The sequence below is a fragment of the Streptomyces sp. NBRC 110611 genome, assembly GCF_001590865.1.
Taxonomy (GTDB): Bacteria; Actinomycetota; Actinomycetes; order Streptomycetales; family Streptomycetaceae; genus Streptomyces.
Genome location: NZ_BBUY01000002.1, coordinates 184,295 through 198,453 on the forward strand (window position 1 = coordinate 184,295; position 14,159 = coordinate 198,453).

Annotated in this window: 11 protein-coding genes; 8 read left to right on the forward strand and 3 right to left on the reverse strand. The window is 71.7% G+C overall.

Features of this window, described 5'->3' with window-relative positions; all coding sequences use genetic code 11:
* The first annotated feature begins 83 nt into the window (after positions 1–83).
* Together AZE13_RS05355 and AZE13_RS05360 are read left to right on the forward strand one after the other, a co-directional pair.
* Positions 84–1,151 (forward strand): ATP-binding cassette domain-containing protein, encoded by a 1,068-nt coding sequence (locus tag AZE13_RS05355; protein ID WP_066927491.1) that lies wholly within the window; start codon positions 84–86, stop codon positions 1,149–1,151.
* Entirely contained in the window at positions 1,148–1,951 is an 804-nt protein-coding gene (locus AZE13_RS05360; protein WP_066927493.1) for an ABC transporter permease, read from the forward strand. The genes AZE13_RS05355 and AZE13_RS05360 overlap by 4 nt, the downstream gene beginning before the upstream one ends.
* 18 nt (positions 1,952–1,969) lie before the next feature.
* Here AZE13_RS05360 and AZE13_RS05365 read toward each other — a convergent pair whose 3' ends face one another.
* Together AZE13_RS05365 and AZE13_RS05370 are read right to left on the reverse strand one after the other, a co-directional pair.
* A complete protein-coding gene (locus AZE13_RS05365; RefSeq protein ID WP_066927495.1) occupies positions 1,970–2,857 on the reverse strand; it encodes an alpha/beta fold hydrolase in 888 nt (295 codons plus the stop codon).
* Between the two features lie 323 nt (positions 2,858–3,180).
* Positions 3,181–3,792 (reverse strand): lytic polysaccharide monooxygenase auxiliary activity family 9 protein, encoded by a 612-nt coding sequence (locus tag AZE13_RS05370; protein ID WP_066927498.1) that lies wholly within the window; start codon positions 3,790–3,792, stop codon positions 3,181–3,183.
* Between the two features lie 533 nt (positions 3,793–4,325).
* On the opposite strand from AZE13_RS05370, the gene mdlC reads away from it, so the two are divergent.
* The 6 genes from mdlC (at position 4,326) to AZE13_RS05400 (ending at position 12,612) form a co-directional block, all read left to right on the forward strand.
* Positions 4,326–5,930: a benzoylformate decarboxylase gene (gene mdlC, locus AZE13_RS05375; RefSeq protein WP_066927500.1), complete on the forward strand. Its 1,605-nt coding sequence runs from the start codon at positions 4,326–4,328 to the stop codon at positions 5,928–5,930.
* A 140-nt stretch (positions 5,931–6,070) separates the two neighbouring features.
* Positions 6,071–7,474, forward strand: coding sequence for an FAD-binding oxidoreductase (locus AZE13_RS05380; protein WP_066927502.1), 1,404 nt, complete (start codon positions 6,071–6,073; stop codon positions 7,472–7,474).
* On the forward strand, positions 7,471–8,898 hold the full coding sequence (locus AZE13_RS05385; protein WP_066927505.1) for a cytochrome P450: 1,428 nt from the start codon (positions 7,471–7,473) through the stop codon (positions 8,896–8,898). Before AZE13_RS05380 ends, AZE13_RS05385 begins: the two co-directional genes overlap by 4 nt.
* A 38-nt stretch (positions 8,899–8,936) precedes the next feature.
* Positions 8,937–10,298 carry a hypothetical protein gene (locus AZE13_RS05390; protein ID WP_066927507.1) on the forward strand — a complete coding sequence of 454 codons (1,362 nt, stop codon included), beginning with the start codon at positions 8,937–8,939 and terminating at the stop codon, positions 10,296–10,298.
* Between the two features lie 134 nt (positions 10,299–10,432).
* Complete coding sequence (locus AZE13_RS05395) at positions 10,433–12,358, forward strand: peroxidase family protein (protein WP_258527595.1); 1,926 nt, start codon at positions 10,433–10,435, stop codon at positions 12,356–12,358.
* The gene (locus AZE13_RS05400) at positions 12,355–12,612 is read left to right on the forward strand and encodes a hypothetical protein (protein WP_066927509.1); all 258 of its coding nucleotides are present in this window, start codon (positions 12,355–12,357) and stop codon (positions 12,610–12,612) included. The genes AZE13_RS05395 and AZE13_RS05400 overlap by 4 nt, the downstream gene beginning before the upstream one ends.
* Here the strand turns inward: AZE13_RS05400 and AZE13_RS05405 are convergent.
* Positions 12,578–14,092 carry an MFS transporter gene (locus AZE13_RS05405; protein WP_258527596.1) on the reverse strand — a complete coding sequence of 505 codons (1,515 nt, stop codon included), beginning with the start codon at positions 14,090–14,092 and terminating at the stop codon, positions 12,578–12,580. The two genes, AZE13_RS05400 and AZE13_RS05405, sit on opposite strands and share 35 nt — an antisense overlap.
* Between the last annotated feature and the right edge of the window lie 67 nt (positions 14,093–14,159).

Below are 14,159 nucleotides of genomic sequence, written 5' to 3' on the forward strand. Positions count from 1 at the left end.
CTGTATCCGCCATGCCCGTCTCCACCTCTACGTCCCGCGCTCACCCCGCGACGACCGGCAGCACACCCACTGCCGCGCCTGCCATGTCCGCCACGCCTGCCCTGGTCCCCGACGTCGGCGCCTTGGCGATCACTGCCACCGGACTTTCCAAGTCCTACGGCGACAAAGTGGTGCTCGACGGCATCGACCTGCGTATCCCCGAAGGCACGATCTTCGCGCTGCTCGGGCCCAACGGTGCGGGCAAGACCACCACCGTCCAGATCCTCTCCACCCTCATCTCCGCGAACTCCGGCCAGGCGCAGGTCGCGGGCCATGACCTGCGCCGTGAGGTGGCCGGCGTCCGCGCGGCGATCGGCGTGACCGGTCAGTTCGCGGCGGTGGACAACCTTCTGACCGCCCACGAGAACCTGATGCTGATGGCGGACCTGCTCCACCTGCCCCGCCGTGAAGGCCGACGCCGCGCCAACGAGCTGTTGCGGCGCTTCGAATTGACCGAGGCGGCCAGAAAGCCGGTGTCCACCTACTCGGGCGGTATGCGGCGCAAGCTCGACCTGGCGATGACCCTGGTCGGCAGGCCGCGCGTCATCTTCCTCGACGAGCCGACGACCGGTCTGGACCCGCGGAGCCGTCGCACGATGTGGGAGATCATCCGTGCCCTGGTCGCCGATGACGGCATCACCATCTTCCTGACCACGCAATACCTGGAGGAGGCCGACCAACTCGCCGACCGCATCGCCGTCCTGGACCGCGGAAAGCTGGTCGCGGAAGGTACCGCGGAGGAGCTCAAGCGCCTCATACCCGGTGGCCATATCCGTCTGCGGTTCGGTGACGCGAGTGGCCTGGCTGCGGCGGCGGCGCTCTTCGGCTCCGCGGCAGACGATTTCGGATCCGCAGTGCCCGACGGCGAAGAGTTCACCCTGCTGATTCCCAGTGACGGCGGTATCCCGGCCCTGCGCGCCGTCCTCGATGCCCTGGACGACGCGTCGCTGAAGGCCGAGGCCCTCACCGTGCACACCCCGGATCTCGATGATGTCTTCCTCGCCCTGACCGACCGGTCCCAGCCCGGCCACGGGCTCACCTCTCACAACTCGCCGACCTCCTCGCTCACCTCCCACAACTCGCTGAACTCCCAGAAGGGCCAGGCCCGATGAGCACCCTCTCCTACGCCGTCCGCGACTCGACGACGATGGTGCGGCGCAACCTCAAGCACGCCCTGCGCTATCCGTCCATGACGGTTTCGGTCGTCGCCATGCCACTGGTGATGCTGCTGCTGTTCAACTACGTCTTCGGCGGCGCCCTGGGCAACGGCATCGGCGGCACATCCACCAACGGCGGCGGGCAGGGGGGTGCGTATATCGACTATGTGGCGCCCGGCATCATCCTGATGGCCGCGACGTCCGGCGCCCTGTCCACCGCCATCAGCGTCTGCTCGGACATGACCGAGGGCATCGTCAACCGGTTCCGTACGATGTCGATCTCCCGCGCCGCTTTCCTGACCGGGCACGTCGTCGGCAGCGTCCTCCAGACCCTGGTCAGCATCGCGCTCGTCGTCGGCGTCGCCCTGCTGATGGGCTTCCGCCCTACTGCCACCCCCGTGGAGTGGCTCGCGACCGCAGGCGTACTGACCCTGCTCATCCTGGCACTCACCTGGCTGGCCGCCGCGATGGGCCTGATCGCCAAGAACGTCGAGACCGCCAGTAACCTGCCCATGCCCCTGACCTTCCTGCCCTTCCTCGGCAGCGCCATCGTCCCGCCCGAGTCCATGCCCGCCGGACTGCGCTGGTTCGCCGAGTACCAGCCCTTCACACCCGTCATCGAGACGCTGCGCGGCCTGCTCATGGGTACCGGAATAGGCAACAGCGGACTGCTCGCCCTCGCCTGGTGCCTCGGCCTCACCCTGGCCGGCTACCTCTGGGCCCGAGCCGCCTTCAACCGCGACGCCAAGCGGTAGCCGCACCGCCCACGGCGTTCAGGCCAGTGTGGCGGGCAGGGAGACGCGTTCGGCGTCGCGGGCGTAGTCGAGGCCGGTCAGGGACTGACCTGTGAAGAAGCGGGTGCACAGATCGACGACCTCCGTGCTGCGCTCGAAGGGCATCATGTGGTCGGCGTCGGTGACCGTGGTGAACCAGCTGTCGGCGCAGGTGGCCGCGAGTGCGCGGCACAGGTCGGGGGTGGTGAAGTGGTCGTGCTCACCGGTGGTGACCAGGACCGGCATCGACGGGGCGACGGTCATGTCGAGCGTCTGCCGGGTGAGGAGCCGGGTGGTGTTCGCGACAGCCTGCTCGGCCTCCTGCGGGGGCAGCGCCAGCAGCCGGCGCCGCATGGTCTGCCGTATCCGTGCTCCGGCGGTCACCGGCCCGGCGGGGTGGGGGTTGAGCAGCAGGTCGAGGACCTGGTCGGCGAAGTCTTCCATCCGTCCGGCGTACAACAGCTCGATGGCCCGGCCGGTGGCGGCGCGGACGTGGTCGGGTATGAAGGTCATGGTGCCGGCCAGGACCATCTTCTGGACGCGGTCGGGGTGGCGCTGGGCGAGGGTGTAGGCGACGGCGGTGCCGTAGGAGCCGCCGACGACGTTGGCCTCCTGGATGCCGGTCTCGTCCAGGATGTGACACAACGCGTCGGCGAGGAAGTCGACCCCGTGCCGGTCGGGGAGGACGTCCGCCCGGCCCGAGCCGGGCAGATCGACGGCGAGCACATCGGCATGGGCGAGGAAGCCGGTCTCGATCCGGCCCCAGGTCTCCTTGGTCTGGAACGCGCCTCCCACCAGCACGACGGGCGCGATACGAGGGGCGGCCGTGCGCACCAGCCGGGACTCACAGTGGTATCCCTGCCACGCATGGGCAGCCGTGACTGCCATGGGCACATCGCTCGCCGGGGCGGTAATCGTTGCGGTCGGACTGGGCATGTTCTCCCTCTCTTACGGCCCGGCTGCCACAGCTCGTCCTCCCTGCCGATGGCAGGTGGCCGATTTCAGGTATCGCCATCCCCTGGCCGGGGCGGCGGCGCGGCTGCGGTCGGCCGTCCGGTCGGAATCGGTGATGCTGGCCTCGTGTGTGATGACGGCGCCGGATTCCCGGTGACCGGCGCCGAGTTGCTGCCGGAGCTGGAGCCGGCCGGACTCCTGTATCGGGAGCGCTGGGGGGACGCGCACGTCAGACGCCCACTGTGCCCGACTTCGCACTAGGCGAAGTTCGCGTCGATCACCTGATAGAAGGCGGCACCGGTGTCCGCCACTTCCCCTACGCCGAGAACCACGTGATAGCCCGCGCGTTGTGGCAGCGTGATCGTGTGTTCCACCGGCTCCTGCGGCGGGGGGTCCGGCAGCTCCCAGTACGGCCTGTCCCCGTTCGGCTCCAGCTTCGCGAACGGTTCGGCCTCGAACTGGGAACGCGACAGCGGCTGCGACGGATCCCAATCGTTCTTCGTGACGAAGTAGTGGTAGCGGCGCGTCTTGTGCCGCTTCTCGAAATTCCAGACGACCTTGAGTTCCGCGCCCGATACGAGATCGACCTTCTTCCAGTCCCGCACCTCATCCAGCTCGGGGGCACCGCCATGGGCGTAGCCCGCACTGGCGATCTTCCCGTCCGGCGGCGGCGTATCGCTGGGAACGTCGGAAGGCTGTAGGGGATCGGCCAGGCCCCCCTGGGTCGCCGGGAAGAACTTGCCCGCCTCCAGCGCTTGGGACGGATAGCCGTCGTTGAACAGGAGAGCCGCCCGGGACGGCGGCTGGGTCACCCACCCATGCGCCGGGGCGGCCCCCTCGTCGGAGCGTATGTTCTCTTGCGTTGCCATCGTGCGTCGTCCTCCTCCATGGCAGGTTCACCCCCCCCGGTGGAATTCCCGGATTCCGTCGGCACCGCCGCTTCCTGCTGCTCGCGGCTCTCCTCAGATCTGCGCCGTGTGCCGGCCCTCCTGTTTCGTGGCCATGGCGATCCCCTCGCTCGGTCCACCGGCCTTCAGGCTCACATGGCCACCGGCGGTCGGCACCCGATGTGCGTTGAACGGGTGAGCAGCCGGATCGGGAACCGGAGGCCGCGGACGCCTACCACACCACGACGGGACGCGCATCTGGTGGTGAGCAGCGGCTGGACGTCGCCGCCCGCCGGCTCCGGGAAGCGCGGGAAGAAACGTCAGCACGTGGGGTTTGACGCACACGTGGTTGACGGAAGTTCGCCGCTGCCGTCGAGAAGGGCCTGGTGCGGCGGCTCGCGCGAGGGTTAAACGAAGAGATCCAGACATTTTGTCAGACCGTATCTATCGTGCTGTATTGACCTTCACGCGCTGTGAAACCACCGTCACCGTCAGCTCCGCGGGAAGGGACCACCATGCGCACCGTCCGGGAAGCCGCCCTCGACGTCCTGAGGGCACGTGGCATGACCACGGTCTTCGGAAACCCCGGTTCGACCGAACTGCCTTTCCTCAAGCAATTCCCTGACGATTTCCGCTACTTCCTCGGCCTCCAGGAGGCCGTCGTCGTCGGTATGGCGGACGGGTACGCGCTCGCGTCCGGGACCACCGCCCTCGTCAACCTGCACACCGGCCCGGGCACCGGGAACGCGATGGGCGCCATTCTCAACGCCCGCGCCAACCGCACCCCCATGGTGGTCACCGCCGGTCAGCAGGTGCGGGCGATGCTGACCACGGAGGCGCTGCTCACCAACCCCCAGCCCGCACTGCTGCCGCAGCCGGCCGTCAAGTGGGCGTACGAGCCGCCGCGTCCGGCGGATGTCCCATCCGCACTCGCCCGCGCCGTACAGCTCGCCGAAACCCCGCCGCACGGGCCGGTGTTCCTCTCCCTGCCCATGGACGACTTCGACGCGGCGATCACGGAGACGGCGGACCGGGCCGCACTGACCACGGCGTCCCGCCGAGTCGAGCACGCCACGGCCCCGCGCCCGGAGACCGTCCGTTCGCTCGCCGAGCGCATCGCAGCGGCCCGTTCCGCGGTCCTGGTCGTCGGTGACGACGTGGACGCCGCCGGTGCCTGGGACGCCGTCGTCCGCCTCGCCGAGCGGGCCGGCGTCCCGGTATGGGGAGCGCCTGCCTCGGCCCGCGTCTCCTTCCCCCACGACCACCCGCTGTACCGCGGTGAACTGCCGCCCGCCATCGGTCCGCTCGCCCGCGCGCTGGAGGGCCACGACCTGGTCGTGGTCATCGGGGCGCAGGTCTTCCGCTACTACCCCTACGTGCCCGGCCCGTACCTGCCCGACGGTGCCGAACTCGTCCTCCTCACACGCGACGCGGACGAGGCCGCCAAGGCGCCGGTCGGTGACGCGATCGTCGCCGATCCCGCGCTGACGGCCCGGGCGCTCGCCGCACACTTCCCGGACCGGGAGCCCGCTCCGGCACCGCACCGGCCGGTGCGCACCCCGCAGACGGAGGACGGTCTGCTGCCGCCCGGCGCCGCGCTGGCGGCCGTTGCGGAGGGAGCGCCGGCGAACACGCTGTGGGTGAACGAGTCGCCGTCCAACGTCCCGCAGTTCCATCAGGCGGTACGGATCAGCGCCCCCGGCTCCTATCTCTTCTCCGCGGGCGGCGGGCTCGGCTTCGGAGCCGCCGCGGCCGTCGGCGCGCAACTCGGCGCTCCCGACCGGCCTGTCGTCGCCGTCCTGGGCGACGGCTCGGTCCACTACGCCGTACAGGCCCTGTGGACCGCGGCGGCCTACCGCGTGCCCGTCACCTTCGTGGTGCTGAGCAACGCGCGCTACGCGATCCTGGAGTGGTTCGCGCAGCTCGAACATGCGCAGGGGGCTCCCGGCCTGGAGATTCCCGGACTCGACATCCCGGCGATCGCCGCCGGGTACGGGGTCCGGTCCGTACGCGCCGAGAGCGCCGGGGAACTCACGAAGCTCGTACGGGACGCCACGGCCCAGCACGAGGGCCCGATGCTGATCGACGTGCCCATCACGACGGAACTCCCCTCGATGTGAACCACCGGGTTCCCCCGATGCGAGCCACCGGACTCCCCTCGGTATGTGCCACCGGCGGGCTTCCGCCATCCGCTCGTCCTCCCCTCGTCCTCCCACGGCCGCGCAACCAGCCCCCTTGCCGCACGACCTTTGGAAGGCTTATGTCCCCTGACTCTGCACAGCTGTTGAGCGAACTGCGGGACCGGCTCCCCGCCGACACCCTGCTGACCGATCCCGAGACACTGGCCGCGCACACCCGGGACGCCGCCCCGTTCTCCGCGGCCGGCGTGCCCGCCGTCGTCGCCCTCCCGCGCACCGCCGCGCAGGTCGAGGAGGTGATGCGGACCGCGTACCGGTGCGGTGTCCCCGTCGTCCCCCAGGGGGCGCGCACCGGACTCGCCGGTGCCGCGAACGCGGTCGACGGCTGCGTCGTACTCTGCACCACCCGCATGGACCGGATCGGCACCATCGACCCGGTCAACCGGCTGGTCCGGTGCGAGCCAGGCGTCATCACCAAGCACCTCAACGACGCCGTCGCCGCGTACGGACTGACGTACCCTCCCGACCCCGCGTCCTGGGAGACCTGCACGATCGGCGGCAACATCGCCACCGGGGCCGGAGGTATCTGCTGTGTGAAGTACGGCGTGACGGCCGACTACGTCCTGGGCCTGGACGTGGTGCTCCCCGACGGGCGGCGCATGCGCACCGGCCACGACACGGCCAAGGGCGTGGCCGGGTACGATCTGACGCGGCTCTTCGTCGGCTCGGAGGGCACCCTCGGAGTCATCGTCGGCGCCACGCTCGCCCTGCGGCCCGCCCGGTCCCCCGCACTCGCGCTGCTCGCGCAGTTCCCCAGCCTGACCGCGGCCGGGCACGCCGTCGCGGCCATCACCGGCGGCGGGTACGTCCCCTCGGCCGTGGAACTGCTGGACCGGGCGACGTCCCAGGCCGTCGCCGAGTTCGGGCACCCGCTGCTGCGGGCGGACAGCGCCGCCACCCTCATCGTGGAGAGCGACGCCCCCGACCCGGCACCGGACCTCGCGGCGATGAAGGCGCTGTGCGAGAAGGCCGGCGCCGGCCAGGTGGTGGCCGCCGGCACCGCGGAGGAGTCGCTGAAGATCATCGAGGCGCGGCGGCTGGTGTCCCCCGCGCTGGGTGCGTTCGCCGCGTCCCTCGGCGGGCAGCCCACGGCGTTCATCGAGGACGTGGCCGTGCCACCGTCCGAACTGCCCAAGTTCGTCGGCACGATCGAGGAGATCGCGCGGCACCACCGGCTGCGGATCTTCACGCTCGGCCATGCCGGGGACGGCAACCTGCACCCCACGGTGGTCTTCGACGAGTCCGATCCCGACGAGGTGCGCCGGGCCCGTACCGCCTACGACGACATCATGGCTGCGGGACTGGCACTCGGCGGCACCACCACCGGCGAACACGGCATCGGCACCCTGAAGCGCGAGTGGCTCGGCCGCGAACTCGACGCCGTGAGCCACGCGTTGCACCAGGGCATCAAGCGGCTCTTCGACCCGCGCAACCTCCTCAACCCGGGAAAGGTCGTGGAAGCGTGACCCGGCCCGTATCCTCCGCCGGCCCGTCCGGTACCCACGGCGCCGCGGACGGCTCCGCAGGCGGCTCCACGGACCCCGGCGCCCCAGGCGGCGGTTCGGCGTCCGGGCGCACCGTCGTGTCGCCGCGCCGCGCGAGCCGGGGCGCCTCCCTCCGCCTCGCCCTCACCCACACCCTGCCCGCCTTCGCACGAGGCGTCCCGTCCCCGCGCCCCGCGGTCACCAGACTGCTGGGCGCGGCAGGGCAGCCACGCTGGTCGGCGGCGACCCTGCGGTCCCTGCGCGCTCGCCACGATGGCGCCCCCGTGCTGGTCGGCGGGCCCTCCGGTGATCTGCTCGTCCTGCTCGACCCCGCCGACGTCCAGGAGTTCTTCGCCCGCCCGGTGCGCGAACTGGCCCTGGACGCGGTGGACAAGACCAGGATGCTCTCGGTCCTCGAACCCACCGGTGTCGTCTGCTCCCACGGCGACCTGCGCGAAAGGCGGCGCGCCGTCAACGACCAGGTGCTGGCGTACCGCGAGGAGACCCACCCCTCCTGGGACACGTTCCGCACCGTCATCGCCGAGGAGTGCACCCGGCTCACCACCGGCCCCGCCCTGCCGTACGCCCGGCTGCGGCGCACCGTTCAGCGCATCTCCCGCCGTATCACACTGGGCGACCAGGCCGCCGGTGACGAGGAACTGCACCGCTGGCTGCTCGCGCTGCGCCAGGAGGGCAACTGGGGAGCGGTGCGGCGGGGCCCCACTCCGGCCGGCCGGCGGCTGTACGAAGCCGCCACCACCCGGCTGCGCGTCTACGCCCCGCACGCTCCCGCGCCCACTCTGCTCGGGCGCCTCAGGACCGCGGCCGCGGCCGGCGACGAGGACGTCGACGGCGTGGGCCAGGCCCACCACTGGCTCCTGGCGCTCGACACGGTCGCCCCCATCGTCGCCCGTACGCTGCTGCTGCTCGCCTTCCACCCCGCCGAACAGGCAGCGCTGCACGAGGCGCCGCACGCCCTCGACACCACCAGGCTGCGGGCCTGTGTGCTGGAAAGCCTCCGGCTCCACCCCATCGTGCCCGACCTGCTGCGGATCCTGCGCACCGACACCACCTGGCGCGGGATCCCCTGCCCGGCCGGGACGCACGTCCTCGTCCCCATCGGGTTCCTGCAACGGGACAGCCAACTGGTCCCCGGCGGCGGCCTGTTCATCCCCGGCCGCTGGCTGGCCGAGGACGCCGACCACGACCCGCGGATGGCGCCGTTCGGCCACGGGGAGGGACGCTGCCCGGGCGACCGGCTCGGGCTCCTGGCCGCCGCCGAGGTCTGCGCACAGCTGCTCCGCGAGCACCGCGTCACCGCGGGCCGCCCCCGGCTCGATCCGCACCGGCCGCTGCCGGGCACCCTGGAATCCTCCGGCATCCACCTCACCCTGGCCCGCGCCTGACCCCGCCCGACCGCCGACCATCCGTAGGGACATCAGCCATGCCCCAGACCGACACCGAACCGGACGTGGCCGAGCTGCACGACCTGAGCCGCGAGCTGGGTGAGGCCGCGGACGCCGTACGCCGGGCCGCTCAGTACACCAGCGAACTCGCCCTGGGCGCCCGCCTCCCGGCACAAGCGCTCGGCAGCGGCCGGGCCCGCGCGGCACTGCGCTGCCTGGTCAGTGCCCTCACCGACCCGGCGGGACTGGGCTGGGCCCTCGACGGCCGTAGCCCCGCGGCCCGCGTCGCCTGGCTGGCCGGGGTCCTCACCAGCCGGGAGAGCCTCGCGGTGAGCCTGGCCGTGGCGGGGCTCAAGGCCCGTATCCGAGCGGCGGCCGTCACCCATCCCGAACTGCTCACCGACCCCGACACCGGCCGGGTGCTGCAGGCCATCGAGGACGACCGGCAGGGCGAAGCGCTGCACGCCTTCCGGTCCATCATCCGCAGCCGTGGCGCCGAACGCGTCTTCGCCCTGCTCGCACCGTCCTTCGGCGACATCCTCGCGTGGAACGCGCTCACCGACGAGAACCCCTTCAACGACGCCGCCGCCTGGGATATCGCCACCGGCCGCCCCCTCACCAGCGCGGAGCCGCTCCTCGGCGTCAGCGCCCGCGTCTGGGCCCTCCTCGACCGCGGCCCCGGCCGGGCCGAACCCGTCGTCCCCGACCCGTCCCTGCCGGCAGAGTTCGACTGCTCCGGCACCATCGTCGGCTACGTGCGCAACATCGGAACCCTCGGCACCGGCGGGATGCTGCTCGTCCAACGGGTGGCCGGCCCCGACTCGGTGACGCGGTACGTCGTCCAGCTCGCCGGGATGGCCACCGACGCGATCTCCAAGGACAGCCCCCAGGACGTGCTCGGCGCCATCCACGCGGTCGCCCGGACCTCGACGCCGTACTCGCGCGCCGTCGCGCGGGCCCTGCGCACCCTGGTGCCCTCCGGAACCGACATCGCCCTCATCGGGCACAGCCTCGGCGGCATCACCGCGCTGAACCTTGCCGCCGACCCCGACTTCTGCGCGCTGTACCGCGTCACGCACAGCGTGGCGATCGGCTCACCCGTCGACGGCAAGCGCCCCGCCGACCCGGACACCCGGGTGTTCTCGCTGGTCAACCAACACGACGTGGTCCCCAGCCTGGACGGCCGCTCAGCGGTCTCGCCGTACGCCCTCCCGGCGCAGTTCACCGAGTACACCTGGACCGACGACACCCACGCCTTCCCGCTGTGTCACGCGGCCGAACGCTACGCGCACAACCTCGCGTTCGACCTCCCCGAGACGAGCGCCCGCATCGACGCGGCGCTCGCCCCGTACCGCGGCCGGGTGACCGCCACCCGGCTCTTCGCGCTCTACGACCGCTGAGGGCGCGTGCCCATGCCCGTGCCCCCTCGATCGCCCCGCGACCCGCTCCCCGCTCGCCCCTCTCGCCCCGTTCGATCCGCCCGATACGCCCGATACGCCCGATCCGCTGCCGACTGTCCGTCCGGAGGTTCCTCATGACCGACACCTCACCCCACACCACCGGCACGTCCGACGGCCCCGCCTCCGCCGCCCGGCCGGGCACCTCCGAACCGTCCGGGCCCCCACCCGCGGCGCACCCGGCGCGCTCCGCGCCACCGGACCCCGCCACCGCATCCGGCCTCCTCGAACGCCTCGGCTCCGCGGCTTTCGCCCGTCTCAACCAGCGCCGCGAATGGCATGAACTGCCCGCCCCGCTCGGCCTGTTGAACCTCCGCGTGCTCCGCGACGACCTGCGCCGCGACAACCTCCACGACACCTACGGCGCCGGCGGCGAGCGCACCCGCCGCGCCCCGGCCGACCTCCCGCCCTACCGGTCCTACGACGGATCGGCGTACGACCCCCACGACGAGGACATGGGCCGGGTCGGCACCCGCCTCGACCGCAACGCCCCCCTCCATCTCGCCTTCCCGGAACCCGAAGCCGAGCTGATGTCACCCAGCCCGCGCGAGATCAGCCGCCACCTCCTGGCCCGGCGCAGCTTCACCCCGGCGCCCACCCTCAACCTGCTGGCCGCCGCGTGGATCCAGTTCGAGAATCACGGCTGGGCCAACCACGGCGACAACCACCAGGCCGAACCCTTCACCATTCCCCTGGCCGAGGACGACGACTGGGCGGGGCAGTGCCCCATGCGCATCAATCGCACCCGTCCCGACCCGGTCGCACACACCACCCCCGACGCCCCGCCCACCTACGAGAACACCGTCACGCACTGGTGGGACGGCTCGCAGATCTACGGCTCGACCGAGGAACGCTGCCGGTCGCTGCGCACCGGCGAATCGGGCCGGCTCATCATCCGGGACGGCCGGCTGCCGGCCGATCCCGCACCGGGCCTGTCCTGCCTCGACGCCACCGGAATGAACAGCGACTACTGGGCCGGCCTGTCGCTGCTGCACACCCTGTTCGCCAAGGAACACAACGCGATCTGCGATCACCTGCGCTCCCACTACCCCACCTGGGACGACGAACGGCTCTTCCACACCGCCCGGCTCGTCAACACCGCTCTGATGGCCAAGATCCACACGGTGGAGTGGACACCGGGCATCCTCGACACTCCCGTCCTGCACCGGGCGATGAACGCCAACTGGTACGGCGTCCTGCCCCGCTGGGTCCGCAGGAAGTACGGGCGGGTCGGCAGCGGCGAGATGCTCAGCGGCATCCTGGGCTCTCCGACCCACCACCACGCCGCCCCGTTCTCCATGACGGAGGAGTTCGTCTCCGCCTACCGTCTGCATCCCCTCATCCCGGATGAACTGCCCCTTCGCGACCACCGCTCGGGGCGCCGCGGCGAGACGATCGGCTTCGACGACATGCAGGGCGCCACCACCCGCACCGCCATCGACGCATACGGCATGAGCGACCTGTTCTACAGCTTCGGCACCGCCCATCCCGGCGCCCTGGTCCTGCACAACCACCCCGACGCGCTGCGCAACCTGGCCCGGCTGACCGGTGAACAGATCGACCTGGGTACCGTCGACATCCTCCGGGACCGCGAACGCGGCATCCCCCGGTACAACGCCTACCGGAAGATGCTCCGCAAGCGCCCCGTCGCCTCCTTCGAAGAACTCACCGGCGGCCACCCCACCGACACCAAACTGCTGGAAGAGCTGTACGAGGGCCGCCTCGACCGCGTCGACGTCCTCGTCGGCAACCTCGCCGAACCGCGCCCCGCCGGTTTCGGCTTCAGTGACTCCCTCTTCCGCATCTTCATTCTCATGGCCAGCCGGCGCCTCAAGAGCGACCGCTTCTTCACCACCGACTACCGGCCCGAGATCTACTCGCCCGAAGGACTGGAGTGGATCGACCGGAACGGCATGATCCGCGTCCTCCTGCGCCACCATCCCGAGCTCGCCCCGGCGCTGGACGGCATCTCCAACGCCTTCGCCCCCTGGAGGAACCTGTGACGGCCTCGCCCTCCGCCACCGTCCCCGCCCCCCGCCCGGCCGCGGACAGCCGACGCGCCGCCGCCTCCCGGCTACGCGCCCACGCCGCGGCCCTCCGGTCCCACGCCCGACGACTGCGCGCGAGCGCCGCCGCCGTCCACTGGACCGGCCCGGAGGCAACCGCCTTCCAGCATCAGGTCGAGCAACTCGCCGACCGTTGCTCCGTCGCCGCCCACGCCCTCACCCACTCGGCAACCCACCTCGACCCTTCGTGATCACACCGATCACGCCTTGCCTCGGCAGGCGGCGGACGGCAACGGTCCCGAGCACGACGTGCGCCAGGCCGGCCGCCACGGCAGCGGCGTGCAGGCCGGTGACGAAAGCGGACTTCGCCTCCTGGACCGCGGCGGGCGCGAGGGCGGGCAGCTGGAGGGTCTCGTCGAGGGTGGGGGCGAGATCCGGGCCCTGGAGCCGGAAGACCAGCGCGGCGAGCGACCCGAGGACGGCGACACCGAGGGCACTGCCGATCTCGTTGCTGGTCTCGGCGATCGCGCCGGCCGACCCCGCCCGTTCGGTGGGGACCGCCCCGACCGCGGTGTCGGCGACGACGCTGAAGGAGATGCCGTAACCCACGCCGGTGACGGCCGTCGCCGCGATGTACCAGCCGGCCCCGCCGGTGATCGTCGTGGGCAGCAACAGCACCAGACCGGCCGCGATGGAGAAGTGACAGACGATGAGCGCGGCCCGCTTGCCGATGCGGTCGACGGCCACCGGCGTGACGACACAGGAGACGGTGAGGACCACCGCGCCGGGGAGCGCCAGGAGCGCCGCGTGCAGGACGCTCAGGGCCAGGACGGACTGGAGGTAGATGCCTGCCAGGTACGCCGTCGCCGACCACGCTGCCAGCGGCAGCAGACCGGTGACGACCGCGATGGTGAAGACCCGGTCGCGGAAGAGGGAGATGTCGATCAGCGGGTGCTCCAGGTGCCGCTGGCGGCGCGCGAAGAACGTCAGCGACGCGACGCCGAGGAGCACCGTCACGACCGGCAGGGCCGCTACCCCGTCCGCGGCGGCGTGCTGGAGACCATAGATCGTGAGCAGGAGTCCGCCGGCGGAGGTCACAACGCTGAGGCTGTCGACGCGACCTGGCCGGGTCGCCCGGACCTCGCGGAGCAGGACCGGTGCGAGCAGCAGGAACACCGTGATGACGGGGAGGTTGACCAGGAACACCGAGCCCCACCAGAACCGCTCCAGCAGAGCACCGCCGACGATCGGGCCGACGGCGAACCCGGCGGCGAACGCGGCGGCGAAGATGCCGATGGCCTGCGCCCGGCGCCGGGCGTCGGGGAACAGCTCGCTCAGCACGGCCAGTGCCGAGGGCAGGAGGGTCGCGCCGGCCACCCCCATGAGCGCCCGGCAGGCGAGGAGCAGCTCCGGGCTCGGCGCGAACGCGGCCCCGGCGGACCCGGCTCCGAAGACGGCGGCACCGATCGTCAGCAGCTTCAGCCGGCCGTAGCGGTCGCCGATACTGCCGAAGGCGATCAGCAAGGAGCCGACGGCGAAGCCGTAGATGTCCAGGATCCACAACGTCTGGTCGGCGGTCGGTGAGAGGGCCCGGCTGATCCGCGGCATGGCCAGGAACAGGACCGATCCGTCCATGGAGACGAGGAGGACCGGTCCGAGAATCACCGCGAGCCCGAGCCAGGCCCGCAGGCCGGGTGAGGTGCGCACACGCTGTTGAGTCAGGTGGGTCATGCCGTCGACGGTCCGACGCGAGACGGCCGGCAGACAGCCCCGTGCCGTGGGTACACCCGACAGGTAC

Bases quoted from the DNA above. Each gene is read 5' to 3' on its own strand.
- AZE13_RS05380 (WP_066927502.1), top strand. From the start codon at position 6,071: ATGTCCCCTGACTCTGCACAGCTGTTGAGCGAACTGCGGGACCGGCTC.
- AZE13_RS05395 (WP_258527595.1), top strand. From the start codon at position 10,433: ATGACCGACACCTCACCCCACACCACCGGCACGTCCGACGGCCCCGCC.
- AZE13_RS05360 (WP_066927493.1), top strand. From the start codon at position 1,148: ATGAGCACCCTCTCCTACGCCGTCCGCGACTCGACGACGATGGTGCGG.
- AZE13_RS05365 (WP_066927495.1), bottom strand. From the start codon at position 2,857: ATGGCAGTCACGGCTGCCCATGCGTGGCAGGGATACCACTGTGAGTCC.
- AZE13_RS05405 (WP_258527596.1), bottom strand. From the start codon at position 14,092: ATGACCCACCTGACTCAACAGCGTGTGCGCACCTCACCCGGCCTGCGG.
- AZE13_RS05390 (WP_066927507.1), top strand. From the start codon at position 8,937: ATGCCCCAGACCGACACCGAACCGGACGTGGCCGAGCTGCACGACCTG.
- AZE13_RS05370 (WP_066927498.1), bottom strand. From the start codon at position 3,792: ATGGCAACGCAAGAGAACATACGCTCCGACGAGGGGGCCGCCCCGGCG.
- mdlC (WP_066927500.1), top strand. From the start codon at position 4,326: ATGCGCACCGTCCGGGAAGCCGCCCTCGACGTCCTGAGGGCACGTGGC.
- AZE13_RS05355 (WP_066927491.1), top strand. From the start codon at position 84: ATGTCCGCCACGCCTGCCCTGGTCCCCGACGTCGGCGCCTTGGCGATC.